The organism is Streptomyces sp. NPDC058773 (assembly GCF_042746015.1).
GTDB lineage: Bacteria > Actinomycetota > Actinomycetes > Streptomycetales > Streptomycetaceae > Streptomyces.
Genome location: NZ_JBHYPE010000024.1, coordinates 70,708 through 95,540, shown reverse-complemented (window position 1 = coordinate 95,540; position 24,833 = coordinate 70,708). Strand labels below are relative to the sequence as shown.

The following is a 24,833-nucleotide window of genomic DNA, read 5'->3' as shown; positions in this document are numbered from 1 at the left end:
CTCGCGGCAGCGCTCTAATGACCGCCGAGCCGACGCCACCCGGTCTGGAGGAGACATGGAGTACAACCTTGCCGACCTCTTCGAGTCGATCGTCGACACCGTCCCCGACCGCGAGGCGCTGGTGCACGTCGACCATCCAGGGACCGGCGCCGAGCGGCGGCTGACGTACGCGGAGCTGGACCGCGCCGCCAACCGCCTGGCCCATCACCTCGCCGACCACGGCATCGGCCCCGGCCGGCACGTCGGACTGCACCTCTACAACGGCGTCGAGTACCTCCAGGCGGTCTACGCCTGCCTGAAGATCCGCGCGGTTCCGGTGAACGTCAACTACCGCTACGTGGAAGAGGAATTGGCCTACCTCTACCGGGACGCCGACCTGGCGGCGCTGGTCTTCGACGCGGAGTTCACCGCGCGGGTGGCCGCCGCCCTCCCCCACGCCCCGGGGTTACGCCATCTCGTCCGGGTCGGCACCCCGCCCGCCGACGCCCCCGAACCGCGGATCGCCCCCGTCGCCCTCACGGACGCCGAGACGGCCGGTTCACCCGCCCGCGGCTTCGGGCCGCGCTCCGCCGACGACCGGATCGTCATCTACACCGGCGGCACCACCGGTCTGCCCAAGGGCGTCATATGGCGCCACGAGGACATCTTCTTCTCCGGGATGGGCGGCGGGGCACCGACCGGCGAACCGGTCACCCGCCCGCAGGAGCTGGCCGAGCGGGTCGCGGCCGGGGGCGACGGCCTGGTCTTCTTCCCCACTCCCCCGCTGATGCACGGCACCTCCACCCTCACCGCGTTCATCGCCTTCCACTTCGGCCAGAAGGTGGTCATCCACCGCAAGTACGTGCCCGAGGAGGTGCTGCGGACCATCGAGCGGGAGCGGGTCACCAGCGTTTCGCTGGTCGGCGACGCGATGCTGCGCCCGCTCGTCGATGCGCTCGGCGGGCGGCTCAAGGGCACCGACTGCTCCTCGCTGTTCAGCGTCAGCAGCTCCGGGGCGATCCTCTCGGAGACCGTACGGGCCCAGTTCAGCACGCTGCTCCCGCACGTCATGCTGCTCAACAACTTCGGCTCCTCGGAATCCGGGTTCAACGGCACCGCCACCGCGGACTCGGGCCCCGACAAGGGCTTCCGGCTTCAGGTCAACTCCCGTACGGCGGTGGTTGACCCGGCCACCTACGAGCCGGTCCCGGTCGGCGAGGTGGGCCGGATCGCGCTGCGCGGGCACGTGCCGCTGGGCTACCACAACGACCCCGAGAAGACCGCCGAGACCTTCTTCGAGGCGCACGGCGACCGGTGGGTGCTGCTGGGCGACATGGCCACCGTCGACGAGGGCGGCGTCGTCACCGTCCTCGGCCGGGGCTCGCAGTGCATCAACTCCGGGGGCGAGAAGATCTACCCGGAGGAGGTCGAGCAGGCACTGAAGGCGCATCCGGACGTCTATGACGCGCTGGTGGCCGGTGTGCCGGACGACCGGTGGGGCCAGCGGGTCGCGGCCGTGGTGCAACTCCGCTCCGGTGCGGCCGAGTTGGCCCTGACGGACATCCAGCTGCACTGCCGGACACGGCTGGCGGGCTACAAGATCCCGCGCACCGTGGTCTTCACCGACCACATCCGGCGGTCACCCAGCGGCAAGGCGGACTACCGCTGGGCGAAGGCGGTGGCTTCGGGGGAACGGGCGGGGTGAAGGGGGTTGAGGCGGGCTGACGGTGCGGGGGGCTTGAGCTGGTGGGCAGCCTCGACCGGGTGGGCGGCCCGACGGCGCGAGGGGCCCGACCCGGCCGGCCTCGGGGCGCCCTCGTCCGGCCGCGGCCTCAGCGCCCGTCACAGACCGAGCGCAGCGAGCGGGCCAGGGCACCGGTGTGCAGCCCGTCCAGACGCCGTTCGTGGCGTACCCGCACGGCGGCCGCGGTCAGCAGCGGAGTGCAGTACGGCGCCGAACGGGCGGACGGGGAGGCGGCGAGGGCCCGTACCAGCTCGCCGTTGACGCGGTTGATCTCCCTTCGCACCTCCGCGAGGCCGGGCCGCTCGGTGGGCGCCCGGCCGGGGTCCGCGTCCCACGCACGGTGCAGCGCGCGCTGCACGGTCTTGCCGGCCTCGATCTGGTCCCGGAAGACCCGCACCGTGACCGCCGGGTCGGCGCCCAGCTCCCGGGCCTGCTCGGCCACCGCCCGCAGTACTTCGCGCTCCCGGGCCGGGTCCTCGACCGGGCTCCCGGTGCCCCACTTCGCCGCGGCGACCAGATCGGCGGTGGCCAGCCGCTCCGCGGACAGCGCGGCGAGCGGGCGGAGTTGGCCGTACGGGGAGTGCGCGGTGGGTGCGGCGGGGGTGGCTGACGCGGCCGGGGCCGGGGGCGCGGCAGGTGCCGCGACGGCCCCGGCGGTTCCGGTGAGCAGGACGGTCACGGCGACGCCTGCGGTCAGGGCACTCCGCATCGAGGGGGTCAGCTGCACGGTCGGCCTTTCTCGAACCTCGGGCCCCGGGGGCTGCGGGGGCTGCGGGCCTGCGGGGTTACGGCCGCGAGTCCGAGCGGAACCGGCCGCACGGGCGCCGTGGCCCCCGCGCCAGGCTACGGACTCGGCGCCAGGAACGAGTTGACCGCGGCGAGGAACTCTCCGGGGCGCTCCTCGTGGACGAGGTGGCCGGCCCCCTCGACCGTCACCAGGCGGGCATCGGGAATCCGCTCGGTCAGCTCGTCGAGGTGTCCCCGCGCGGCCTGGCCGGTGTCGCCGCCGCCGATGACCAGGGTCGGTGCGGTGATCTTCGCCAGCGCCTGCCACCAGACGGGGTCGGGGGCGCTGTGCTCCGCCACCACCGCGACCTTGGCCTGCCAGTCGAACGACTGCGGGCCGGCCGGCTGCTCCGGCACCTCCTGCGGCCCGTCGGCGGGCACCGGCGGGGGCACCTCCTCCAGGACCAGCCGGCCCACCAGATCCGGGCGCTCCGCGGCCACCAGCAGGGCGGCCACCGCGCCGAGCGAATGCCCGATGAGGGTCACCCGCTCCAGACCGAGCGCCTGGAGGAAGCCGATCACGTCGTCCCGCCACTGCGTGAAGCCGTAGTCGCCCGGCCAGTCGCTGTGACCGTGGCCGCGCTGGTCGAGGGCGAGGACACGATGGGTGCCGGCGAGCCGGCCGACCACTCCGCGCCAGTCCTCGCCGTCCTCACCGAGACAGTGCAGCAGCAGCGCCGGGGGCGCGTCCTCCTCCCCCCACACCCGGTATGCCAGCTGGACCGCACCTACCTGCACTTTCTGGACGTCACTCATGCGCTGGACGCTACCCGTGGGCCGGCTGCGCCACGCCCCTTGACGTGTTCGCCGCGCGCTGATTACTTGGGACCGGCATGCAGCTACCGAATGATCGGTAGGTGAAATCGAGGCGGTGAACTCCATGCCGGAAGCGACTACGGGCCATGAGACGTTCGACGAGGCGGAACGGCTCTCCGGGGACGCGTTGCGCGCGCTGCAACTGACCCGGCTGCGCGCCTCGTTGCGGCACGCCTATGACCACGTCCCGTTCTACCGGGAGTCCTTCGACCGGGCCGGGGTGCACCCGGACGACTGCCGCTCGCTCGCCGATCTCACGCGTTTCCCGTTCACCGTCAAGGACGATCTGCGCGCCCAGTACCCCTTCGGGATGTTCGCCGTCCCCAAGGAGGAGGTGCGCCGCCTCCATGCCTCCAGCGGCACCACCGGCCGCCCGACGGTCGTGGGCTACACCGAGCGCGATCTGTCGCACTGGGCGGATGTGGTCGCCCGCTCCCTCCACGCGGCCGGTGCCCGGCCCGGTCACACCGTCCACAACGCCTACGGATACGGGCTGTTCACCGGCGGACTGGGCGCCCACTACGGCGCGGAACGGCTGGGCTGCACGGTCGTCCCGGCCTCCGGCGGGATGACCGCCCGCCAGGTGCAGATCATCCAGGACTTCCGCCCCGAGATCATCATGGTCACGCCGTCGTACATGCTCACCCTGCTGGACGAGTTCGAGCGGCAGGGCGTCGATCCCCGGACGACCTCGCTCAGGGTGGGGGTCTTCGGTGCCGAGCCCTGGACCCAGGAGATGCGCCGGGAGATCGAGGAACGCTTCGCCATCGACGCCGTGGACATATACGGCCTGTCGGAGGTCATGGGGCCGGGCGTCGCCCAGGAGTGTGTGGAGACCAAGGACGGACTGCACGTCTGGGAGGACCACTTCTTTCCGGAGGTGGTCGATCCGCTCACCGGTGAGGTGCTGCCGGACGGGGCGCACGGTGAGCTGGTCTTCACCTCGCTCACCAAGGAGGCGATGCCGGTGATCCGCTACCGCACCCGGGATCTGACCCGGCTGCTGCCCGGCACCGCCCGCCCCGCCTTCCGCCGGATGGAGAAGATCACCGGACGCAGCGACGACATGATCATTCTGCGCGGGGTCAATCTCTTCCCCGCGCAGATCGAGGAGATCGTGCTGCGCACCCCCGGCGTCGCCCCGCACTTCCAGCTCCGGCTGACCCGGGAGGGCCGGATGGACCGGCTGACGGTGCGTGCCGAGGCGCGGGCGGATGCGACTTCCGACGCACGTACGGCGGCCGCCGGGCTGATCGCACGCAGCGTCAAGGACGGCATCGGGGTCTCGGTCGCGGTCGAGATCGTCGACCCGGAGACCCTGGAGCGCTCGGTCGGCAAGATCAAGCGCATCGTCGACACCCGGCCGCGGGACACCGCCTGACGGCGGTCGGCAAGCGTCGGCCGGCAGTCAGGGGTCGGCGGCCGGGGGTCGGCAGCCCGGCGTTCGCATCCGCCCTCCGGCGGGGCCCTTCAGGTCATCGTCGGGTCCCCCTTGATCAGGGCGAACGGAGCCCCGGCCGGGTCCTTGACCATGGCCAGCCGGCCGACGCCGGGGGCGTCGGTGGGCGGGATCAGTACCGTGGCGCCCTGGCCGGTGGCGGCGGCGAAGGTGGCGTCACAGTCGGTCACGCCGAAGTACGGATGCCACTCCGGGGTCGAGCCGGCCTTGAGGTTCTCCTCCGGCAGCTGCATGATGCCGCCCTGCCCGGAGTCGTCGCCCCGGCCGCCGCCCGGTGCGGACACCACGGAGTAGATGAGGTCGGCGCCCATCGGCATGTCCTCGTAGTCCCAGCTGAGGACGGAGCGGTAGAAGTCCTTCGCCGCGGCCGCGTCGGTGGTGTACAGCTCCGTCCAGCAGAGGGTGTTGGGCTCCATCACCCGCTCCAGGCCCTGCACGTCGCCCGGCTGCCAGACGGCGAAGTCGGCGCCCGCCGGATCGGTGAAGGCGGCCAGCCGCCCCGCGGTGAAGACGTCCATCGGCGGGACCCGCACCGAGCCGCCGGCCTGCTCCACCGCCTTGCCCGTGGCATCCGCGTCGGGCGTGTGGAAGTACACGGTCCAGGCGGAGCGGGCGCCCTCGTCCGTCAGCGGGCCGATGGCACCGACCGTCTGACCGCCGAGCTGGAAGAAGCCGTACCCGCCGGCGTCCGGGCCGGCTGACTGGAAGCTCCAGCCGAACACGGCGGAGTAGAAGGAGACGGCGGCGTCGATGTCGGGGGCTCCCAGATCGAGCCAGTTGGGGGTTCCCGGGACGTAGTCGGTGGTCAGCATGGCGGGGCCTCCGTTGCACGGATCGTGACGCCCACGGCGGTGTGCGCGCCGTTTCTCAGCATGGCAGGGGGCACTGACAGCCGCCCTTCACGCACGCCGCGCCGGGCCCGGCTCAGGGCGCGCCGAACCGCGCCCGCAGCTCGCGCTTGAGGACCTTGCCGCTGGCGTTGCGCGGCAACGCGTCCACGAACATCACCCGTTTGGGTGCCTTGAACGGCGCCAGGCGGGCGCGGGCCGCCTCGATCAGCTCCTGCTCCCCGACCGCCTCGCCACCGGCGGTGCCGTCCGTGCGCCGTACGACCACCGCGGTCACCGCCTCGATCCAGCGCTCGTCGGGCAGTCCGATGACCGCGACCTCGGCCACCTGGGGATGCTCGTAGAGCACGTCCTCCACCTGGCGCGAGGCGACCAGGACGCCACCGGAGTTGATGACGTCCTTGACCCGGTCGACCACCGTGAAATAGCCCTCCGTGTCACGGACCGCGAGGTCCCCGGAGTGGAACCAGCCGCCGCGGAACGCCTCGGCGGTCTCCTCCGGCTTGTCCCAGTAGCCGGTGCAGAGCTGGGGTGACCGGTAGACGACCTCGCCCCGGGTGCCGTCGGGCACCTCCTGGCCCGCTTCGTCCACCACCCGTGCCTCGACGAACAGCACCGGGCGCCCGCAGGAGTCCATCCGGCCCTCGTGCTCCTCCGGGCCGAGCACGGTGGCCAGCGGCCCGATCTCGCTCTGTCCGAAGCAGTTGTAGAAGGCGAGGCCGGGCAGCCGGGCGCGGAGCCGCTCCAGGACCGGCATCGGCATGATCGAGGCTCCGTAGTAGGCCTTGCGCAGCCCGCTCAGCTCCCGGACGGTGAAGTCGGGGTGCTGCGACAGCGCGATCCACACCGTCGGCGGCGCGAACAGGCTGTCGGCCAGGCCCGCTTCGACCAGGTCGAAGATCCGCCCCGGGTCGGGCCCGTCCAGGATGGTGTTCTCCGCGCCCACCGCCAGATAGGGCAGCAGGAACACATGCAGCTGCGCGGAGTGGTAGAGCGGCAGCGAGTGCACCGGCCGGTCCGTCTCGCGGAGGTCGAGGGCGAGGACGGCGCTGGTGTACTCGTGCACCAGGGCGCGGTGCGTCATCATCGCGCCCTTGGGCAGCGCGGTGGTTCCCGAGGTGTAGAGGAGCTGGACGAGGGCGTCGTCGGCTACCTCGTCCACCGGGTCCGCGGCGCCGGGACCGGCGTCCCCCGGCGCGTCGTCCGCGGCTTCCTGCCGGGCCGCGAGCCGCTCCAGCAGCCCGTCGGGCGCCCCGTGGAAGGGCATGGCGCGTACGGAGTCCGGCAGCCGGTGGGCGAGCGCGGCGTCGGTGAGCGCCAGCGCGCTGCCCGACTGGTCGAGGAGGTAACCCAGATCCTCGCCGGTCAGGCCGTGGTTGACCGGCACGTGCACCAGTCCGGCGCGGGCGCAGGCCAGAAAGCCGATCAGATACGCATCGGAGTTGTGTCCGTAGGCGGCGACCCGGTCGCCGGGCTCCAGGCCGTCCGCCCGCAGCACGCGGGCCGCGGCGGTCACCGCGTCGTCCAGCTCACGGTAGGTCCAGGACCGGTCCGCGTACCGCACCGCGGTCCGTCCGGGCACCCGGCGGGCGCTGCGTCGCAGGACTCCGTCGACCGTATTGCTCCGCGCTTGCGTCATGGCGCGATCCTGGGCCGCACCCCCCGCCGGGTCAAGGCACCGGGCGGAGGGTCCGGAGCGGACGGCCGGTCCCGGAGGAGGGAACGGCCGCGCGGGCCGCTCCGGTTACAGGGCGCGCTCCCTGCCCTCCCAATACGGGTCACGCAGCCGCCGCTTGTAGAGCTTGCCGTTGGGGTCGCGCGGCATGGCGGCGATGAAGTCGAGCGACTTGGGCCGCTTGTAGCCGGCCAGGTGCCGGGCGCAGTGGTCCAGGATCTCCGCGGCCAGTGCGGGTGACGCCGGGTGGCCCTCGGCGGGTTCCACGACGGCCTTGACCTCCTCGCCCCAGTCGTCGTGCGGGATGCCGAAGGCCGCAGCGTCGGCGACCGCGGGGTGGCTGAGCAGCGCGGACTCGATCTCGGCGGGGTAGATGTTCACCCCGCCCGAGATGATCATGTCGATCTTGCGGTCGCGGAGGAAGAGGTAGCCGTCCTCGTCGAGACAGCCGAGGTCGCCGACGGTGAAGAAGTCACCGATCCGGTTCTTGCGGGTCTTGCCCTCGTCCTTGTGGTAGCGGAAGCCGCCGGTGCTCATCTTCAGGTAGACGGTGCCGAGTTCGCCCGGGGGCAGCCGGTTGCCGTCGTCGTCGAAGACGGCCAGTTCGCTGATGGGCCAGGCCTTGCCGACCGTCCCGGGCTTCTTCAGCCAGTCCTCGGCGGTGGCGAAGGCGCCGCCGCCCTCGCTCGCCGCGTAGTACTCCTCGACGCAGGTGCCCCACCAGTCGATCATCGCGCGTTTGACGTGGTCGGGGCAGGGCGCGGCGCCGTGGATGGCATGCCGCATGGCGCTCACGTCGTACGCCTCACGGGTCTTTGCCGGCAGCGCGAGCAGCCGGTGGAACTGGGTCGGCACCATATGGGTGTGGGTGCAGCGGTGCGCGTCCATCAGGGCCAGCATGTCCTGCGGTGTCCACTTGTCCATGAGGACGAGGCGGTGGCCGATGTGCAGTGAGGCACCGGCGAATTGCAGTACGGCCGTGTGGTAGAGCGGCGAGCAGACCAGGTGGACGTTGTCGTCGAACGGCTTGATGCCGAAGATGCCGAGGAAGCCGCCGAGGTGGGAGTCCTCGGGCGGGGTGCCGGGCAGCGGGCGGCGGATGCCGCGCGGGCGTCCGGTGGTGCCCGAGGTGTAGTTCATGACCCAGCCGAGGGTGCGGTCGGCGGGCGCGGACTCCGGCTGCCCTTCGAGGAGTTGGCCGTACGGCCGGAAGCCGTCGACGGCTCCGACGGCGTAGCGCTGCGAGGCGGGCAGCTTCGCCTCGTCCGCGGCGTGCCGGGCCGCCTGCGCGAACCGCTCGTGCGCGATCAGCACCTTCGCCCCGGAGTCGGCGACGATCCAGGCGATCTCCGGGCCGACCAGGTGGTGGTTGACGGGGACCAGGTAGAAGCCGGCCTGGGACGCGGCGAGGTAGGCGGTGAAGAACTCGACGCCGTTGGGCAGGACCACGGCGAAGGCGTCGCCGCGTTCCAGGCCCGCCGCGCGCAGCCCGTGGACCAGCTGGTTGCTCGCGGCGTGCAGCCGGCCCGCGGTCCACTCCGCGCCGTCCGGAGCGATCAGGACCGTACGGTCCGGGTCGGCGGCGGCCTGCGCCCAGAAGCCGTTGGGCGGTGGGGAGTCGGTGCTCATTCCGCTGTCCTCCTCGGGTTCACGCGCGTCCGGCGATGCGGTTGATCCGGTCGATGGCCCGCTCGAAGCCGCGGGTCAGCTCGTCGAAGACGGTCTGTACGCTGCGTTCGCTGTTCATCCGGCCGACGATCTGGCCGACGGGTGTGCCCAGCAGCGGTTCGACCTCGTGCCGCTGGATACGGGAGTTGGCCTCGGCGACCAGCAGGCCCTGCAGTGGCATGGGCAGCGGACCGGGGCCGTTCGGGTCGTCCCAGGCGTCGGTCCATTCGGTGCGCAGCTGGCGGGCGGGTTTACCGGTCAGGGCGCGGGAGCGGACGGTGTCACCGGGGCCCGCGGCGAGCAGCTTGGCGGTCAGCCGCCGGGAGTGCAGTTCGGCCTCCTCGCAGGTCAGCCAGACCGAGCCGAGCCAGACGCCCTGGGCGCCGAGGGCGAGCCCGGCGGCGATCTGCTCCCCGGTGCCGATGCCGCCCGCGGCGAGCACCGGCAGCGGGTCGACGGCGGCCACCACCTCCGGGGTGAGCACCATGGTGGCGATCTCGCCGGTGTGTCCGCCCGCCTCGTACCCCTGGGCGACGACGATGTCGATACCGGCGTCCTTGTGGTGCCGGGCGTGCCGGGGGCTGCCGGCCAGCGCGGCGACGAGGACACCGCGGTCGTGGGCACGCCGGATGACATCGGCCGGCGGGGAACCGAGGGCGTTGGCCAGCAGCTTGACCGGATAGTCGAAGGCCACATCGAGCTGGGTGCGGGCGACCTCCTCCATCCATCCGGTGATCCGCCAGCCGGACTCCTCGCCCTCCGCGAGCCGCGGTACCCGGTGCGTGTCGAGCAGTCCGGCGACGAAGCGGCGGTGCCCCTCCGGGATCATCGCCTCGACCTCGGCCTCGCTGACGCCGGCCACCTTCTTGGCGGGCATCACCACATCGAGCCCGTACGGGAGCCCGTCGGTGTGCTCCTGCATCCAGTCGAGGTCGCGCGCCAGCTCGTCCGGCGCGGTGTAGCGGACCGCCCCGAGCACCCCGAACCCGCCGGCCCGGGTGATCGCCGCGGCGACCGCGGGGAAGGGCGTGAACCCGAAGACGGCGTGCGCGGCTCCCAGCGTGTTGCTCAGCTCCGTCTGCATGGGCGCAGGATGCCGCAGCGGGCCGGACGAGGGAAGAGATTTTCTGATGCTGCGTCAGAAAACTCCCGGGCCGGTCGCGTTACCCCTCCTCCTCCGCCAGCACCGCCATCGCCGCGTTGTGCCCCGGGATGCCGCTCACTCCCCCGCCGCGCACCGCGCCCGCACCGCACAGCAGGACGTTGGGATGGGCCGTCGCCACACCCCAGCGGGCCGCGGCGGTGTCGTCGGAGAGGGCCTCGCCCGGCTCGGCGTACGGGAAGGCCAGGTCGCGGTGGAAGATGTTGCCGCCCGGCAGGCCCAGTTCCCGGTCCAGGTCGAGGGGGGACCTGGCCTCGATGCAGGGGCGGCCGTCGGCGTCCTGGGCCAGACAGTCGGCGAGGGGTTCGGCGAGGTGGCTGTCGAGTGCGGCGAGGGTGGCCGCCAGGAGGCGGTCGCGGGTGGGAGCGTGGTCGGCGGTATCGGCGGTGAACAGCCGCGCCGGGGCGTGCAGACCGAACAGGGTGAGCGTCTGGTAGCCCTGGCGGACCAGGTCGGCGCCGAGGATGGAGGGGTCGGTGAGGGAGTGGCAGTAGATCTCGGAGGGCGGGGCGGTGGGCAGCTCGCCGGACGCGGCCTGCTGGTAGGCGTGCTCCAGCTGGTGGTAGCCCTCGGCGATGTGGAAGGTGCCGGAGAAGGCCTCCCGTGGATCCACGCGGGTGTCCCGGAGCCGCGGCAGCCGGGTGAGCAGCATGTTGACCTTGAGCTGGGCGCCCTCGGCGGGCGGCGGCGGGGCATCGCCCAGGAGGCGGGCCAGCTCCCGCGGGGCGGCGTTGACCAGGACCCGGCGGGCACCGATCGTGCCCTGGTCGCAGGTCACCTCAGCGGTCCGGCCGTCCGTCGCGAGGCCGGTCACCGCGCAGTCGGTGACGATCTCCGCGCCGGCCCGGCGGGCGGCGTCGGCCAGTGCGTCGGTGAGGGCGCCCATCCCGCCGATGGGGACGTCCCAGTCACCGGTGCCGCCGCCGATGACGTGGTAGAGGAAGCAGCGGTTCTGGCGCAGTGACGGGTCGTGCGCGGTGGCGAAGGTGCCGATCAGGGCGTCGGTGAGTACCACCCCGCGGACCAGGTCGTCGGTGAAGGTCTGCTCGACCAGCTCGCCCAGGGGGCGTTCGAAGAGCGCCTGCCAGAGGGCGTCGTCGTCGATCCTGGAGCGCAGCGCCTCACGGGTGGGGAGCGGCTCGGTCAGGGTGGGGAAGACCCGTTCGGCCAGCCGCCGGGTGCTGCCGTAGAAACGCTGCCAGGCGGTGAACTCGCGGTCGGAGCCGGAGAGTTCGGCGAACGCGGCACGGGTCCTGGCCTCCCCGCCGCCGACCAGCAGTCCGGTGGGGCGGCCGTCGCGTACGGCGGGGGTGTACGAGGAGACGGTGCGCTTGCGGATCGCGAACCGCAGGCCGAGGTCCTGCACGATCTTCGGCGGCAGCAGGCTGACGAGGTAGGAGTAACGGGACAGCCGGGCGTCGACCCCGGCGAACGCCCGGGTCGACACGGCCGCACCACCGGTGTGGTCCAGCCGCTCCAGCACCAGCACACTGCGCCCGGCGCGTGCGAGATAGGCGGCGGCCACCAGTCCGTTGTGCCCGCCGCCGACGATGACCGCGTCATACGAAGTCCGTTCCGGCATGCCCCTTGGTAGCACGCGGTGATCCCGGTCGCCAGGTGCAGGCGGCTGAAACCTTCCGCCGGGCCGGTGCGGCTTCTTGACCGGGCAGGGGGCTGCTCCTAGCGTCCGGCCGTGCTCCGCCCCGGCACCGCCCGCCGTCCGCTCCGCGAGCCGTCCCGCCCACCCGTGAGGTGACCCGTGTCCCATCCGTCGGTACCCCGCCTCGGCCGCACCGTCGCCGGACTGACCGCCGTCGCCGCCTGCTCGGCCGGGCTGCTCGCGGCCCCCGCGCCCGCCGCCGCCACCCCCGACCCGGTCCGCGCACCCGGCGCCCCGCGCACCGCCGGCAGCTATCCGAATCTGGCCCCGCGCCCCCCGATGGGCTGGAACAACTGGTCGTACTACATGTGCGACCTCGACGAGAGGGTGGTCCTCGACAACGCGCGGGCGCTGGTCCGTACGGGCCTGGCCCGGAAGGGGTACCGCACCGTCACCGTCGACGACTGCTGGATGGGCAGACAGCGCGGCGCCGAGGGACAGCTGGTGGCGGACCGGACGAAGTTCCCGCACGGTATGGCGTACCTGGGGCGGCAGTTGCACCGGATGGGGCTGAAGTTCGGGATCTACACGGACGTCGGCACGCTCACCTGCGAGAAGTACCCGGGCAGCCGGGGGCACTTCCCGCAGGACGCGGAGCAGTTCGCCCGCTGGAAGGTGGACTACGTCAAGGCGGACGGCTGCAATGTGCCGGTCCCGTCCGGGCACACCAAGGAGGAGACCTACCGGGATCTGTACGGGCAGTTGAGCCGGGCGCTGCGTGCCACCGGCCGCCGGATGACCTTCTCGGTGTCGGCCCCGGCCTATTTCCAGTTCGACGGCGACCGCGTCTGGCACCGGGTGATCGGCTGGTCCGCCGAGGTCGGCAACCTGTGGCGGGGCGGCCGCGATGTGGCCCTCCAGAAGAGCACCCCGGCCGCGAAGTGGTCCTCCATCGTCTACAACTTCCGCTACAACTCCCGCCTGGCAGGCCTCCAGCGGCCCGGACGCTGGAACGACCCGGACTTCCTGCTGGCGGGGGACTCCGGCCTGAACCGGCACGAGATGCAGAGCCAGATGTCGCTGTGGGCGATGATGGCCGCGCCGCTGATCTCCAGTACGGATCTGAGCGCGCTGCCCACGGCAGCCCGCGAGGTGCTCGGGAACCCACGGGTCATCGCCGTCGACCAGGACGCGCTCGGCGTCCAGGGGCGGGTCGTCGCCCAGGACGACGGCTCCGCGGTGCTGTCCAAGCCGCTGAGGAACGGCGACCGGGCGATCGCCCTGTTCAACTCGGGCAGCACCCCGCGCACGCTGTCCGTCGCGGCCGGCGCGGCCGGGCTGCCGGAGGCCGGTTCCTACCGGCTGCGCGATCTGGTCACCGGCCGCCGTACGCGCAGCGAGCGGAACATCGTGGCGCACGAGGTGCCGCCGCACGGCACGGTGCTCTACCGGGTCACGCCGGACTGACGCGAAGGGCGGGCGCCAGGAGCGCTTCACCGCCGCCGTGCGGCGCGCTCCTGGTGCAGCGCCGCGGTCCGGCGGTGGAGCGCGGCCGCCTCGTCGCCGCGGCCGAGTTGCTCCAGGCACTGGGCGAGGTCGCTCTGACTGGCCAGCGCGTCGAGGTGGGCCGCGCCCAGCACCCGTTCGCGGGCGTCGGCGACCTGGCGGTAGAGGTCCAGCGCCTCGCTCCACCGGCCGAGCCAGCCGAGCGCGACGGCGGTCTCACGGCGGCTGACCAGCGTGTCGGGATGGTCGAGGCCGAGCGCCCGGGCGCGCGCCGCGGCCACCTCACGAGCCTCCAGCAGCGCCTCCTGCCAGCGGTTCTGCCGCCCGAGGTTGACGCCCAGGCCGTGCCGGGCGCGCAGGGTCTCCGGGTGGCCGGCGCCCTGGGCGCGGGTGCGGTCCGCGACCAGTCCGCGGTAGAGGGCCAGGGCGTCCGCGCTGCGGCCGAGCCGGCCGAGGCCGATACCGACCTCGTAGCGGGCGGCGAGGGTGTCCTCGTGGTCGGGCCCGAGCGTGGCGGTGCGCGCCGCCACCACCTCCTGGTAGCTGTACAGCGCCTCCGCCCACATCCCCAACTTGCCCATTACATGCGCGAGTTCACAGCAGGTGGCGAGGGTGTCCGGGTGCTGTGCGCCGAGCACCCGGGCGCGGGCCGCGGCCACCTCCTGGGACATGGCGCGGCAGTCCTCCAGCCGTCCCAGCCGGCCGAGGTTGCGTGCCACGTGGTGGCGGCAGGTCAGCGAGTCGGGGTGATCCGGGCCCAGCGCGCGTTCGCGGCCCGCCAGCACCTCGGCGTAGATCTGGTGCGCCTCGAAGTGCCGGCCGAGCCGGCCCAGCGCATGACCGGCCTCCAGTCGGCTGGTGAGGGTGTCGGGGTGGTCGGCGCCGAGCAGCCGCTCACGGGCCGCGGCGAGCGCGCGGTGCGCCGCCCCCGCCTCCTCCCAGCGGCCCAGCCGGCCCAGCTCCAGTGCGGCGGTGTGCCGTCCGGCCAGCTCGGCGAGGGCGGTGCGGCGGTCGTCCGGCGGTGCGGGGCTGGCGATCCCGGCGGCCGGGGACCCGTCGTCGCCCTCCGGGCCGGTGCCGCCGGTCCAGGTACCGGTGAGAACGGTGGCGGGCCCGTCGGCCGGATACCGCTGCGGCCGGCGGCCGGCGCCCGCCCAGGAGCCGAGCGTCATCCCGTCGGTCCAGGCGGGCAGTTGCCAGGCGGGCACCGTCACCTCGTCCGGACCGGCGGCCACGGTGGCCCGGCCGGGGTGCGGCTGACGGGCATCGGCGAGGCGTTTGCCCAGCTCGTCGGCGTCCCTGGGCCGCTCGTCGGGGTCCTTGGCCAGGAGGTCGAGGATGATCCGCTCGTAGGCCTCGGGCAGGTCGGGGCGGAGCGTACGCGGCGGCTTCGGCGCCAGGTCGCGGTGGCCGACGAGCACCGCCCAGGCGTCGCCCAGGTCGAACGGCGGCACGCCGGTGGCGATCTCGTAGAGCACACAGCCCAGGGAGTAGAGGTCGCTGCGGTGGTCGACGCCGTGGGCGCCGATCTGCTCGGGCGACATGTAGTGCGGGCTGCCCATGGCGACGCCGGTGCCGGTGAGGCGGGCGGTGAAGCCGATGTCATGGCCGAGCCGGGCGATACCGAAGTCGCAGATCTTGACCGTGCCGTCGGCGGTCCGGACGACGTTCGCCGGTTTCAGGTCACGGTGCACGATGGCCTGTTCATGGGTGTAGGCGAGCGCGGCGGTGACCTGTTCCGCGATCTCGATGACGTCCGGGACGGGCAGCGGCTGACGGCGGTTGTCGTCCAGCAGCTGGCTGAGGTTCCGGCCGCTGAGCAGCTCCATCACGATGAAGAGGGTGCCGTCGTCCTCGCCGAAGTCATGGACGACGGTGATGCCGCGGTGCTGGAGCGCCGCCGCGACCCGGGCCTCCCGGCGGAATCGTTCGCGCAGGACCTGGAGGAACGAGGGTTCGTGCCGCGGCCCCAGCGGCTTGAGGCATTTGACCGCGACCTGCCGGCCCAGCGACTCGTCGCGGGCCCGCCACACCTCCCCCATACCGCCGCGCCCGATGGTGCCGAGAAGCCGGTACCGCTGTTGAACCAGTCTGTTTTCCGCCACCATGTTTCGCCGCCCCCGTCCCCGTTCCCCGCGGTCAGCCGCGCAGCTCCCCCTGCGTGCCCTCCTGCCCGTCCAGTATGGCGGCGGAGCGGCGGAGCTTGTAGGGCGCTGGGCGGGTGTCGGGGCCGAGTCGTTCGACGGCGCGCAGAAGGTGCTGGGGCGGGAGCCGCCAGCGGACCGCGGGCGGGACGGCGCGCAGCAGGCGCCCGGTGGCGCGCAGCCGGCGGGTGACGGCGGCCGGCGGTGGTGCGGGGCGCCCGTAGAGCGCGTGCGCGTACGCCGGAAGGGCGCCGTAGGCGAGCCGGGCCACCTGCCGCCAGAGCAGGGCGCGGGCCGGGACCAGCACGGCCGGGGTGGGCGGCCGGCGCAGGAACGCGTCCACCTCGCGGGCCTCGGGGGTCAGCGCCAGCTCAGGCCGTACGCGGGTGAAGTAGGCGGCGAACGCGGCGCGGCTGCCGGGCACTCCGGCCGGGTCGAGGCCGACGAGCCGGGCGCTCTCCCGCTGCTCGTCGAGGTAGGCGTCGGCCCGGTCGTCGTCGACGGGGTAGCCGGAGCGGCGCAGGACGTGCAGGTAGGAGTCCACCTCGGCGCAGTGCACCCAGCGCAGCAGGTCCGGTTCGTCGAGGCGGTAGCGCTCGCCGGTCGCCGGGTCGGTGGCGGACAGCCGGCGGTGGATGCCGCGGACCGCGGCGCCGGCGCGTTCGGCGGCCTCGGTGGTGCCGTAGGTGAGCGTGCCGACGAAGTCCGCGGTGCGCATCAGCCGGCCCCAGGCGTCCCGTCTGCCCTGCTCGCTCATCCGGAAGGCCGCGGAGTTCTGGAACACCCCGCGCACCGCGCGCGGATGCAGCGCCTGGAGGTACAGCGCGCGGATTCCCGCGATCCACATCATCGGGTCCGCATGCAGCTGCCAGGTCACCGAACGCGGGCCGAAGAGCCCCGGGTCGTCCGCTCTCACCACACCTCCCGCTGTCGGTTCAGCGCCGCACCCGCGGCATCCCCAGGCCGATCCACGAGATGATCTCGCGCTGGATCTCATTGTTGCCGCCGCCGAAGGTGAAGATGACGGCGGAGCGGTAGCCGCGTTCCAGTTCGCCGTGCAGGACCGCGCCGGCCGAGCCCTCCTTGAGGGGGCCCGCGGCGCCGACGACCTCCATGAGCCAGGCGTAGGCGTCCCGTCGGGCCTCGGAGCCGTAGACCTTGACCGCCGAGGCGTCCTGCGGGGTGAGCGCATCGTGCTGGAGGGCGTCGACCATCTGCCAGTTCAGCAGCTTCATGGCGTCCAGCCTGGCATGGGTACGGGCCAGCCGGGCGCGGACCCAGCCCAGGTCGATGACCCGGCGGCCGTCGGTGAGTTCGGTGTCGGCGGCCCAGCGCTGGACGTTGTGCAGGGCGCGGATGGCCATGGTGCCGTGGGCGGCGAGGGTGACCCGCTCGTGGTTGAGCTGGTTGGTGATGATCCGCCAGCCGTGGTTCTCCCGGCCGACGCGGCGGGTGGCGGGGACGGTGATGTTCTCGTAGTAGCTGGCGGTGGTGTCGTGCGAGGCGAGGGTGTTGATCAGGGTGCAGGAGTAGCCCGGGTCGCTGGTGGGGACGAGGAGCATGGTGATGCCCTTGTGGGGCGGGGCCTCCGGGTCGGTGCGCACCGCGAGCCACACCCAGTCCGCGGTGTCCCCGTTGGTCGTCCAGATCTTCTGTCCGTTGACGACATAACGGCCGGTGTCCTCGTCGCCCTCCCGTACGGCGCGGGTCTTGAGGGCGGCCAGGTCGGTACCGGCGTCGGGTTCGCTGTAGCCGATGGCGAAGTCGATCTCGCCGGAGAGGATGCGGGGCAGGAAGTAGGCCTTCTGCTCGTCGGTGCCGAACTGCATGATCGTCGGGCCGACGGTGTTCAGTGCCATCAGCGGCAGCGGCACACCCGCCTGGGCCGCCTCGTCGAAGAAGATGAACTGTTCCATCGGGGACAGTCCGCGGCCGCCGAACTCCTTGGGCCAGCCGACGCCGAGCCAGCCGTCGGCCCCCAGCCGGCGCACCGTCTCGCGGTAGAAGCGTTTCTGGGCGGCGGGGTCTGCGAGGGGTGCGCCGCGGGTGTTCCCGGGGTCCCGGCCGTAGGTGTTGTCCGGCACCAGCGCGGCGAAGTAGGTGCGCAGCTCGGCGCGCAACTGCTGCTGCTCGGGGGTGTATTCGAGGTGCACGGCCCCTCCAGTTCGTCCGGTCCGGTCGTCCGGTCCGAGGACGGCCCGCGAAACTGACGGTCCGTCGGCTGCCGGAACGAAGGCACAGTAGAACTTGTTTCAGTAATACGGAAGGGGGCGGCGGGGCGGGCGGCAGGGCGCGTGCCACCGACACACACGAAGGCCCGGTCCGGCACCGTTGCGGTACCGGACCGGGCCTCCCCGGGGCTCCATCAGCCCACGGCATGCTTCGTCGGGTGCTTCGGCTGCACCCGGGTGCGATGGACGTCCTTGCAGAACTTGACGCGGCCGCTGTTGGTCACGTACTTCGCGGAGACCCAGGCGCCCCGCTCCTCGCGGGTCAGGTACCAGAAGGAGTTGCCGCCCACGTTCTGGGTGCGCACCTTGCACACCAGGCCGACCTGCGCACGGTGCCGGAGGTAGCCCCGCACGGAGGAGTCCGTGCTGGGGTACTGACGCACACTCAGGCCCTTCTTGGCGATGATCACGCCGTAGGGCTTGTCGGGGCCTTGCGTCGCCCGGGCCGGGGCCGCGGCGAACAGCGTCGCACCGAGGGCGACGGCCGTGGCCAGCGCGCCGGCGCCGGCTGCCAGCCGCTTGCCTCGGGCCGCGAGGATGTCGGTCGTGGACATAGGGGTCTCCTGTTCTTGACGCGCAGTGCCACCCACTGGTGGGAAGTGGACATTACGCGCAAACCACCAAGGGGATGTGGTGAAACGACGAACAGGCCGCCGATCGTGTGACGGGGCGGGCGCACCCGGGCCAGGGACCTCCGCAACCGCCCTGCACACCGGGACGGCCGGGGCGTCAGCCCTCGGTGCCGACGCGGTGAATCCCGAACGAGCCGCCTTGCGGGTCCCGGATCACCGCGACCTTCGGCCCGTGCGGGACCTCCGTCGGGGGCACCAGCAGCATTCCGCCGGACTCGGCGGCGCGGGCGGCCGTGTCGTCGACGTCGGCGACCGCGAAGTACGGCAGCCAGTGCGCCCGGACGTCCTCCGGATAGAACTCGTCCAGGGCGCTCAGGCCGCCGAAGTCGGCGCCGTCGAGGCCCCACTGCGGATAGTCCGCGTGGGTGCCCACGGTCCAGCCGAAGACCGTGGTGTAGAAGGCCTTGGCGGCCTCGGCGTCCCGGGTGGCGAGCTCGACCCAGCCGAGCGAGCCGGGTGCGTTGAACACCGCGGCGCCGGCGAACGAACGGGCCTGCCACACCGAAAAGACGGCGCCCTCCGGGTCGGCCAGTACGGCGAAGCGGCCCACGTCGAACACGTCCCTCGGCCCCATCAGCTGCCGCCCGCCCGACGCGGTGACCGCCGCGGCCGTCGCGTCGGCGTCCCGGGTCGCGAACGAAACGGTCCAGGCGGTCGGCTGCCCGGGGGCGTAGAGCGGGGTCAGCGCGGCGACCGGGTCGTCGCCCAGGTACAGCGTGGTGTAGCCGCCCGCTTCCTTCCGCGGGTCGGTCTCGGCGCGCCAGCCGAAGACATGGCGGTAGTACACCGTGGCGGCATCCACATCGGAGGTGCCCAGCTCCACCCAGCAGGGGCCACCGGGCGTGGGCTCAGTGATCTTCACGGTGTATTCCGTCCCTCCGCGCCGGGCGAGGGCCGGGCGGTGCCGCGCTCGCCTCCGTGCGCCGCCGATTCCGGCCTCCGCACGCTCGTACGCTCGTACGCTGCCGATCGTCCGACGGGCGGGGCGGGGGCGCAACCGGAGGGCGGGGCGGCCGGGCGACCGCGGCGGCCCGCGCGGGAGACCCTCGCGCCGGACGGTTCACTGCCGGGTGGCGCGCAGAAAGCGCAGCGCGCCGTCCGGGGCGTCGGGGGCGAAGGCCCGGACCAGGGCGTGGGCCGCGTACTCGGCGGCCCGCGCGGCGCGGGGCAGCATGGCCGCTTCGTAGGCGCGCACCGCCGCGTCCGGATCGCCGCCCCCTGCGAGGACCCGGGCGAGTTCGCCGCCGTCGAGCATGGCCAGGCCCGCGCCCCCGCCGAACAACGGCGGCATCAGATGCGCGGCGTCACCGAGCAGGGTCAGACCCGGGGTGTGCGCCCAGGTGTGCGGCACCGGCAGTGCGAACAGCGGACGGCTGGCGAACCCGCCGTCGTTCTCCCGCAGCAGCGCCCGCAGCCGCTCGTCCCACCCCGCGAACGCGTCGAGCAGCAGGGCGCGGACGGCCCCGGCGTCCGCCACCGTCACCCCGGCCTCCAGCGCCCAGTCCTGGGAGCCGCGGAAACCGGCGTACACCTGGAGCCGGTCCCGGCCGTACCGGCGGGCGAGCAGCCCCTTGCCTGCGGACAGCGCCAGCACACCGCCGTCGCCGACCAGATCCGCGAGGTGCGGAAGGCGGCGGTCGGCGTCCTCGATGGCGGTCTCGACGAAGGTGACACCGGAGTAGTGGGGCGTGTCGTCGGAGAGCATCGGCCGCACCCGGGACCAGGCGCCGTCCGCGCCGATGACCAGGTCGAAGGTCTCACTGTGGCCGTCGTCGAACTCGGCCCGGTGGCGGCCGTCGCCGAGCGGGTGCAGGGTGCGCAGATAGCTGCCCCAGTGCACGGTGCCGGGGGTGAGGGAGTCGAGCAGCAGCCGGCGCAGCGCGGGCCGGTCGATCGCGGTGCGGTCGGGCGTCGCGGCGGAGGCGTCGGGGACGGTCCCTTCGGGCGCGGGCGCGTCGGGGGTGTCCTGGAGGAGGACGGTCCCGGTGTGGTCGAGCAGCCGCAGCTTCCGGCCCGCGGGGCGGGCGACGGCGGTGAACTCCTCGTACAGACCCGCCGCCGTCAGCGCGGTCCGAGCGGTCGTCAACCGCAGTTCCAGGGTCCCGCCTTGGGGATCGGTGGCGGTCGGCTCCTCATGGGCGAAGACGGTGACCGGGACGCCGTTCCGCTGGAGCACTCGGGCGCAGGTCAGCCCGCCGGGGCCGGCACCGATGACCGCGATGCGCAAAGAGGTGGGGTGCATGGCGCTCCTCGGCCGGGCGGGGTCACGGGCCCCCTTCACAGGCCCCTTCCTCAGCACAACACAGCCACCCATCCCGTGCAATCGAGGCGTTTTTCGGACGACTCAACCCAGAGACGGTGAAAGCTCTTGACGAGTCGCCATCGAGGGGTCCGGCGAGCGTGGGCGGGTAGCGGAATGGGTAGGTCCTCCCAGGTCGGGGGCCTCGGTTCGTGACTCGGTCGCACCCCCTCGGGGCGCAGCGAGGTGACGACCACCCGACAAAAGGGACAGTTGATCGTTTATCGAACGCGCGGTTGCAGAATTAGGTATGCCTAACCTAATGTAACGACGCGTGTCGACGACCAAACCACCCGCCACCGCACCCCCTGTGCCCGATGCGCGACCCGCCGCGAACGCCCTGCGGCGCGTCCCGCTGTTCGTGGCCGGGCTCTGCGCACTGGCGGTCTGTGCCGCCCTGAGCCTCGCCCTCGGTGCCCGCTCCGTACCGCTCTCCACCGTCTGGGACGCGCTGACCGGTGCCGTACACGGCCCGGATGCCCTGGTCGTGACGGGGCTTCGGGTACCGCGGACGGTGGTGGCGCTCGCGGTGGGCGCCGCGCTCGGGGTCGCCGGAGCGGTCGTCCAGGGCATCACCCGCAATCCGCTCGCCTCCCCCACGACGCTCGGCATCAACGCGGGCGCGGGCTTCGCGGTGGTCACCGCGATCTATACGCTGCATCTGACCCGGCCCGTCCAGTACCTCTGGTTCGCGTTCGCGGGCGCCGCGGCGGCCGCGCTGTTCGCCCAGGCGCTGGCCCGGCGCGCCGGTGACCTGGACCCGGTGCGCCTCGCGCTGGGCGGCACCGTGCTCCAGCTCGTCCTGCTGTCCTGGACGTCGACGGTCATGCTGGCCAGCAAGCGGTCGCTGGACGAGGCGCGGTTCTGGCTGGCCGGTTCGCTGGCCGAGCGCCCGCTGGAGGTGCTCTACCCGGTGCTGCCGGCCCTGGTGATCGGCCTGGTCCTCGCGCTCGCCCTGGCCCCCTCCCTCAACGCCCTGGCGCTGGGCGACGATTCGGCGCAGGCGCTGGGTGTGCCGGTGTCCCGGATCCGCACCCTCGGCGGGCTGGCCGTCGTGCTGCTCGCCGCGTCCGCGGTGGCCGTGGCCGGTCCGCTGGCCTTCATCGGGCTGGCCGCGCCGCACCTGGTCCGGCAGCTGCTGCGCACCTCCGACCACCGGGTGCTGGTGCCCGGCTGTCTGATCGCCGGCCCGCTGCTGCTGCTCGCCGCCGACATTCTCGGACGGCTCGTCATCCGGCCGTCCGAGCTCCAGGTCGGCATCATCAGCGCGTTCCTCGGCGCGCCGCTGCTGGCGCTGCTGGCCCGGAAGGTGGCCCGATGAACGACGTCGTACAGAGCGCGAAGGCGCTCGGCTCGCCGGCCCCGGCCACCGGGCGCCGGCCGGGACGCGGCCGGACCCCGCTGCTCGCGCTCGCCGGTCTGGTGGTGCTCGGCGCGCTGGTGACGGTCTCGGTCGCCAAGGGCGAGATGGCGCTGCCGCCCGTCGAGGCGCTCCAGGGGCTGTTCGGTGTCGGTGACCCCGGCACGGTGCTGGTGGTCCAGGAGTTCCGGGCACCACGGATGGCCGCGGCGATCGTCGCGGGGGCGGGCCTGGCCGTGGGCGGTGCGCTGCTGCAGCGGCTGTTCCGCAATCCGCTCGCCTCCCCCGATGTGATGGGGGTGACCGGCGGGGCCTCGTTCGGCGCGGTGGCGATGCTGGCCGCCGGGGCCTCGCAGGCGCTGATGCCGCTGGCCGCGCTCGGCGGCGGGCTGCTCGCGGCGGTGCTGCTGGGGGTGTTCGGCGGGCGCTCCGGCACCGGCGTGACCCGGCTGGTGCTGGTCGGTCTCGCCGTACAGGCCGGGCTGAGCGCGGCGGTGACCTTCATGGTCGTCAGCTTCCCCACCCAGCTGGCCGGTTCGGCCCTGCAGTGGACCACGGGCTCGGTGTACGGGCGGACCTGGACCGAGGTGTGGTCCGCGGGCGGTGCGGTGGCCGTGGGGCTCGCCCTCGCCTTCGTCCTGCACCGCCGGCTCGCCGTCCTCGACCTGGGCGACGACTCGGCCGGCACGCTCGGCCTCAACACCCACACCGCCCGGCTCCAGATCCTGGTCATCGCCATCGTGCTGGCCTCGCTGGCCGCCGCGCTGACCGGCCCGGTCGCCTTCGTGGCGCTGGCCGTCCCGCACATGGTGCGGTTCCTCGCCGGGCCGCCGACCGCCGGGACGCTGGCGCTGTCCGCCCTCGCCGGTGCCGTACTGCTGCTCGCCTCCGATCTGGTGGCGCAGTATCTGCTGCCGGTCAGCGGCCTGCCGGTCGGAGTGGTCACCGCCACTCTGGGCGCGCCCTGGCTGCTGGCGCTGATGATCCGTCAGAGCAGTTCCGTGAACAGGAGTGTCCGATGACCGCCAACCAGCTCTCCACCCACGGACTCGACCTGCGCTACGGCGACCGGCTGATCGTCGGCGGCCTCGACCTGGTGCTGCCCGGCGGCGCCGTCACCGCCGTCGTCGGCCCCAACGCCTGTGGAAAGTCCACCCTGTTGCGCGGGCTGACCCGGCTGCTGGCGCCGGCCGCCGGCACCGTCACACTGGACGGCGCCGACATCCACCGGATGCCGGCCCGTGCGCTGGCCCTGCGGATGGGGCTGCTGCCGCAGCAGCCGGTCACCCCCGACGCGATCACCGTCGAGGCGCTGGTACGGCTCGGCCGCTACCCGCACCAGCGGCTGCTGAGCCCCTGGTCGGCGGCGGACCAGGAGGCGGTGGAGGAGGCGCTGCGGCGCACCGGCACCGAGGAGTTGCGCCACCAGTCCGTCGACCAGCTCTCCGGCGGCCAGCGGCAGCGCGCCTGGATCGCGCTCGCGCTGGCCCAGGACACCGATCTGCTGCTGCTCGACGAGCCCACCACCTTCCTCGATCTGCGGCACCAGCTCGATGTCCTCGACCTGGTCGCCGCGCTGCACTCCGAGGCGGGCCGCACCGTGGTGATGGTGCTGCACGACCTCGGGCAGGCCGCCCGTTACGCGGACCATCTCGTGGTCCTCAAGGACGGGCAGCTGGCCGCGGCGGGCGCCCCGGCGGAGGTCCTCGACGCGGAGCTGGTCAAGTCCGTGTTCGACGTGGACTGCCGGGTGATCCCCGACCCCGAGACCGGCACCCCGCTGGTCGTCCCCAAGGGCAGCGCCGCACGGCACACCGCCGTCTCCGTCTGACCCGAACCCGCTCTCCCCCACGAGCACTTCCCTTTCCGCTCCCCCCGAAGGAAGTCCCTCATGTTCAGAACTGCTCTCTCCGGCCGCCGGGTGCCGGCCGCCCTGCTCGCCGCGACCGTCGGGGCCGCGACCCTGACCGCCTGCGGCGGCGACACGTCCTCGGGCGGCGACGACGCGGCGAAGGGCGGCGCCGGCTTCCCGCGCACCGTCAAGAGCGTCCAGGGCGGCGACGTGAAGATCCCGGCCAAGCCCAAGCGCGTCGTCGTCCTGGACACCGGTGAGCTGGACGACGTCACCACGCTCGGCGTCAAGCCCGTCGGCGCGGTCTCCCCGCACATGAAGACCGAGGGCGGCTTCCCCGCGTACCTCAAGGACGAGATCGGCGGCGTCAAGGACGTCGGCCCGCTGCTGGAGCCGAACCTTGAGAAGATCGCGATGCTGAAGCCCGATCTGATCCTGTCCTCCAAGGTCCGGCACGAGAAGATCTACGACAAGCTCAAGGCCATCGCGCCGACCGTCTTCACCGAGACCACCGGCGGCCCCTGGAAGGCCAATCTGAAGGTCCACGCCAAGGCCCTGGGCCTGGAGAAGGAGGCCGACCGGAAGCTCAAGGAGTACGAGAGCCGGGCCAAGGCGCTGGGCGAGGCCATCAAGAAGAAGAACCACGGCAAGATGCCGTCGGCCTCCGTGGTCCGCTTCGTGGCCGGCCCGACCCGCCTCTACCAGAAGTCCTCCTACAGCGGCGTGGTCCTGAACGACATCGGCCTGGCCCGGCCGAAGTCCCAGAGCTCCACCGACCCGGTCAAGACGATGCTCGACGTCAGCCCGGAGCAGATCGACAAGGCCGACGCCGACCTGGTGTTCGTGACCGTCGCGGACGACCCGGACAAGACCCAGCAGAAGGACGTCACGTCCAACCCCGTCTGGAAGGACCTGAAGGCCGTCAAGGACCACAAGGTCTTCACCGTGCCGGACGAGACCTGGATGTCCGGCATCGGCATCCAGGCCGCCGAGCACATGCTCGCCGACGTGGCGAAGGCCGCCGGCGTGCAGCTCCCGAAGAGCTGACCCCACCGGGGGTGGGCCGCCGTCC

The 24,833-nt window shown here is 73.0% G+C and carries 20 protein-coding genes; 7 read left to right on the top strand and 13 right to left on the bottom strand.

The features are described from left to right. Positions 1-55 precede the first annotated feature (55 nt). Positions 56-1,684 (top strand): acyl-CoA synthetase, encoded by a 1,629-nt coding sequence (locus ACFW5B_RS21440; RefSeq protein ID WP_386441744.1) that lies wholly within the window; start codon positions 56-58, stop codon positions 1,682-1,684. A gap of 127 nt (positions 1,685-1,811) precedes the next feature. Here ACFW5B_RS21440 and ACFW5B_RS21435 read toward each other — a convergent pair whose 3' ends face one another. Further along, complete coding sequence (locus ACFW5B_RS21435) at positions 1,812-2,450, bottom strand: chorismate mutase (RefSeq protein ID WP_386441741.1); 639 nt, start codon at positions 2,448-2,450, stop codon at positions 1,812-1,814. Positions 2,451-2,566: 116 nt separating this feature from the next. Beyond that, positions 2,567-3,265, bottom strand: a complete 699-nt coding sequence (locus ACFW5B_RS21430; protein WP_386441738.1) for an alpha/beta fold hydrolase — start codon at positions 3,263-3,265, stop codon at positions 2,567-2,569. A 124-nt stretch (positions 3,266-3,389) separates the two neighbouring features. Here ACFW5B_RS21430 and paaK point away from each other — a divergent pair, with 124 nt between their 5' ends. After that, positions 3,390-4,706: a phenylacetate--CoA ligase PaaK gene (gene paaK, locus ACFW5B_RS21425; RefSeq protein WP_386441735.1), complete on the top strand. Its 1,317-nt coding sequence runs from the start codon at positions 3,390-3,392 to the stop codon at positions 4,704-4,706. Positions 4,707-4,795: 89 nt separating this feature from the next. Here paaK and ACFW5B_RS21420 read toward each other — a convergent pair whose 3' ends face one another. The 5 genes from ACFW5B_RS21420 to ACFW5B_RS21400 form a co-directional block, all read right to left on the bottom strand. Continuing rightward, complete coding sequence (locus ACFW5B_RS21420; RefSeq protein WP_386441732.1) at positions 4,796-5,596, bottom strand: VOC family protein; 801 nt, start codon at positions 5,594-5,596, stop codon at positions 4,796-4,798. A 112-nt stretch (positions 5,597-5,708) separates the two neighbouring features. Beyond that, complete coding sequence (locus tag ACFW5B_RS21415) at positions 5,709-7,271, bottom strand: acyl-CoA synthetase (protein ID WP_386441729.1); 1,563 nt, start codon at positions 7,269-7,271, stop codon at positions 5,709-5,711. Between the two features lie 105 nt (positions 7,272-7,376). Further along, the gene (locus tag ACFW5B_RS21410) at positions 7,377-8,936 is read right to left on the bottom strand and encodes an acyl-CoA synthetase (RefSeq protein ID WP_386441726.1); all 1,560 of its coding nucleotides are present in this window, start codon (positions 8,934-8,936) and stop codon (positions 7,377-7,379) included. A 19-nt stretch (positions 8,937-8,955) separates the two neighbouring features. After that, a complete protein-coding gene (locus tag ACFW5B_RS21405) occupies positions 8,956-10,059 on the bottom strand; it encodes an NAD(P)H-dependent flavin oxidoreductase (protein ID WP_386441724.1) in 1,104 nt (367 codons plus the stop codon). A 79-nt stretch (positions 10,060-10,138) separates the two neighbouring features. Continuing rightward, the gene (locus tag ACFW5B_RS21400; RefSeq protein ID WP_386441722.1) at positions 10,139-11,719 is read right to left on the bottom strand and encodes a phytoene desaturase family protein; all 1,581 of its coding nucleotides are present in this window, start codon (positions 11,717-11,719) and stop codon (positions 10,139-10,141) included. A 177-nt stretch (positions 11,720-11,896) separates the two neighbouring features. Between ACFW5B_RS21400 and ACFW5B_RS21395 the strand changes: the two genes are divergently transcribed. Beyond that, entirely contained in the window at positions 11,897-13,204 is a 1,308-nt protein-coding gene (locus tag ACFW5B_RS21395; protein ID WP_386441720.1) for a glycoside hydrolase family 27 protein, read from the top strand. A 26-nt stretch (positions 13,205-13,230) separates the two neighbouring features. Here the strand turns inward: ACFW5B_RS21395 and ACFW5B_RS21390 are convergent, their stop codons facing one another. The 6 genes from ACFW5B_RS21390 to ACFW5B_RS21365 form a co-directional block, all read right to left on the bottom strand. Then, the gene (locus ACFW5B_RS21390) at positions 13,231-15,348 is read right to left on the bottom strand and encodes a tetratricopeptide repeat protein (RefSeq protein ID WP_386441812.1); all 2,118 of its coding nucleotides are present in this window, start codon (positions 15,346-15,348) and stop codon (positions 13,231-13,233) included. A gap of 34 nt (positions 15,349-15,382) precedes the next feature. Then, positions 15,383-16,303 (bottom strand): oxygenase MpaB family protein, encoded by a 921-nt coding sequence (locus tag ACFW5B_RS21385; RefSeq protein WP_386441717.1) that lies wholly within the window; start codon positions 16,301-16,303, stop codon positions 15,383-15,385. Between the two features lie 19 nt (positions 16,304-16,322). Continuing rightward, positions 16,323-17,540: an acyl-CoA dehydrogenase family protein gene (locus ACFW5B_RS21380; RefSeq protein WP_386441714.1), complete on the bottom strand. Its 1,218-nt coding sequence runs from the start codon at positions 17,538-17,540 to the stop codon at positions 16,323-16,325. 212 nt (positions 17,541-17,752) lie between these two features. Then, positions 17,753-18,172: an SH3 domain-containing protein gene (locus tag ACFW5B_RS21375; protein WP_386441711.1), complete on the bottom strand. Its 420-nt coding sequence runs from the start codon at positions 18,170-18,172 to the stop codon at positions 17,753-17,755. 175 nt (positions 18,173-18,347) lie between these two features. Beyond that, entirely contained in the window at positions 18,348-19,112 is a 765-nt protein-coding gene (locus tag ACFW5B_RS21370; protein ID WP_386441708.1) for a VOC family protein, read from the bottom strand. Between the two features lie 198 nt (positions 19,113-19,310). Beyond that, positions 19,311-20,492, bottom strand: a complete 1,182-nt coding sequence (locus tag ACFW5B_RS21365) for an FAD-dependent oxidoreductase (RefSeq protein WP_386441705.1) — start codon at positions 20,490-20,492, stop codon at positions 19,311-19,313. Positions 20,493-20,859: 367 nt separating this feature from the next. Here ACFW5B_RS21365 and ACFW5B_RS21360 point away from each other — a divergent pair, with 367 nt between their 5' ends. Genes ACFW5B_RS21360 through ACFW5B_RS21345 form a run of 4 tightly spaced genes read left to right on the top strand, consistent with a single transcriptional unit; the run spans position 20,860 to position 24,808 of the window. Beyond that, positions 20,860-21,870, top strand: coding sequence for a FecCD family ABC transporter permease (locus ACFW5B_RS21360; protein ID WP_386441809.1), 1,011 nt, complete (start codon positions 20,860-20,862; stop codon positions 21,868-21,870). Next, positions 21,867-22,931, top strand: a complete 1,065-nt coding sequence (locus tag ACFW5B_RS21355) for a FecCD family ABC transporter permease (protein WP_386441702.1) — start codon at positions 21,867-21,869, stop codon at positions 22,929-22,931. The genes ACFW5B_RS21360 and ACFW5B_RS21355 overlap by 4 nt, the downstream gene beginning before the upstream one ends. Next, positions 22,928-23,740: an ABC transporter ATP-binding protein gene (locus ACFW5B_RS21350; RefSeq protein WP_386441699.1), complete on the top strand. Its 813-nt coding sequence runs from the start codon at positions 22,928-22,930 to the stop codon at positions 23,738-23,740. Before ACFW5B_RS21355 ends, ACFW5B_RS21350 begins: the two co-directional genes overlap by 4 nt. A 60-nt stretch (positions 23,741-23,800) precedes the next feature. Continuing rightward, a complete protein-coding gene (locus ACFW5B_RS21345; protein ID WP_386441696.1) occupies positions 23,801-24,808 on the top strand; it encodes an ABC transporter substrate-binding protein in 1,008 nt (335 codons plus the stop codon). Positions 24,809-24,833 lie beyond the last annotated feature (25 nt).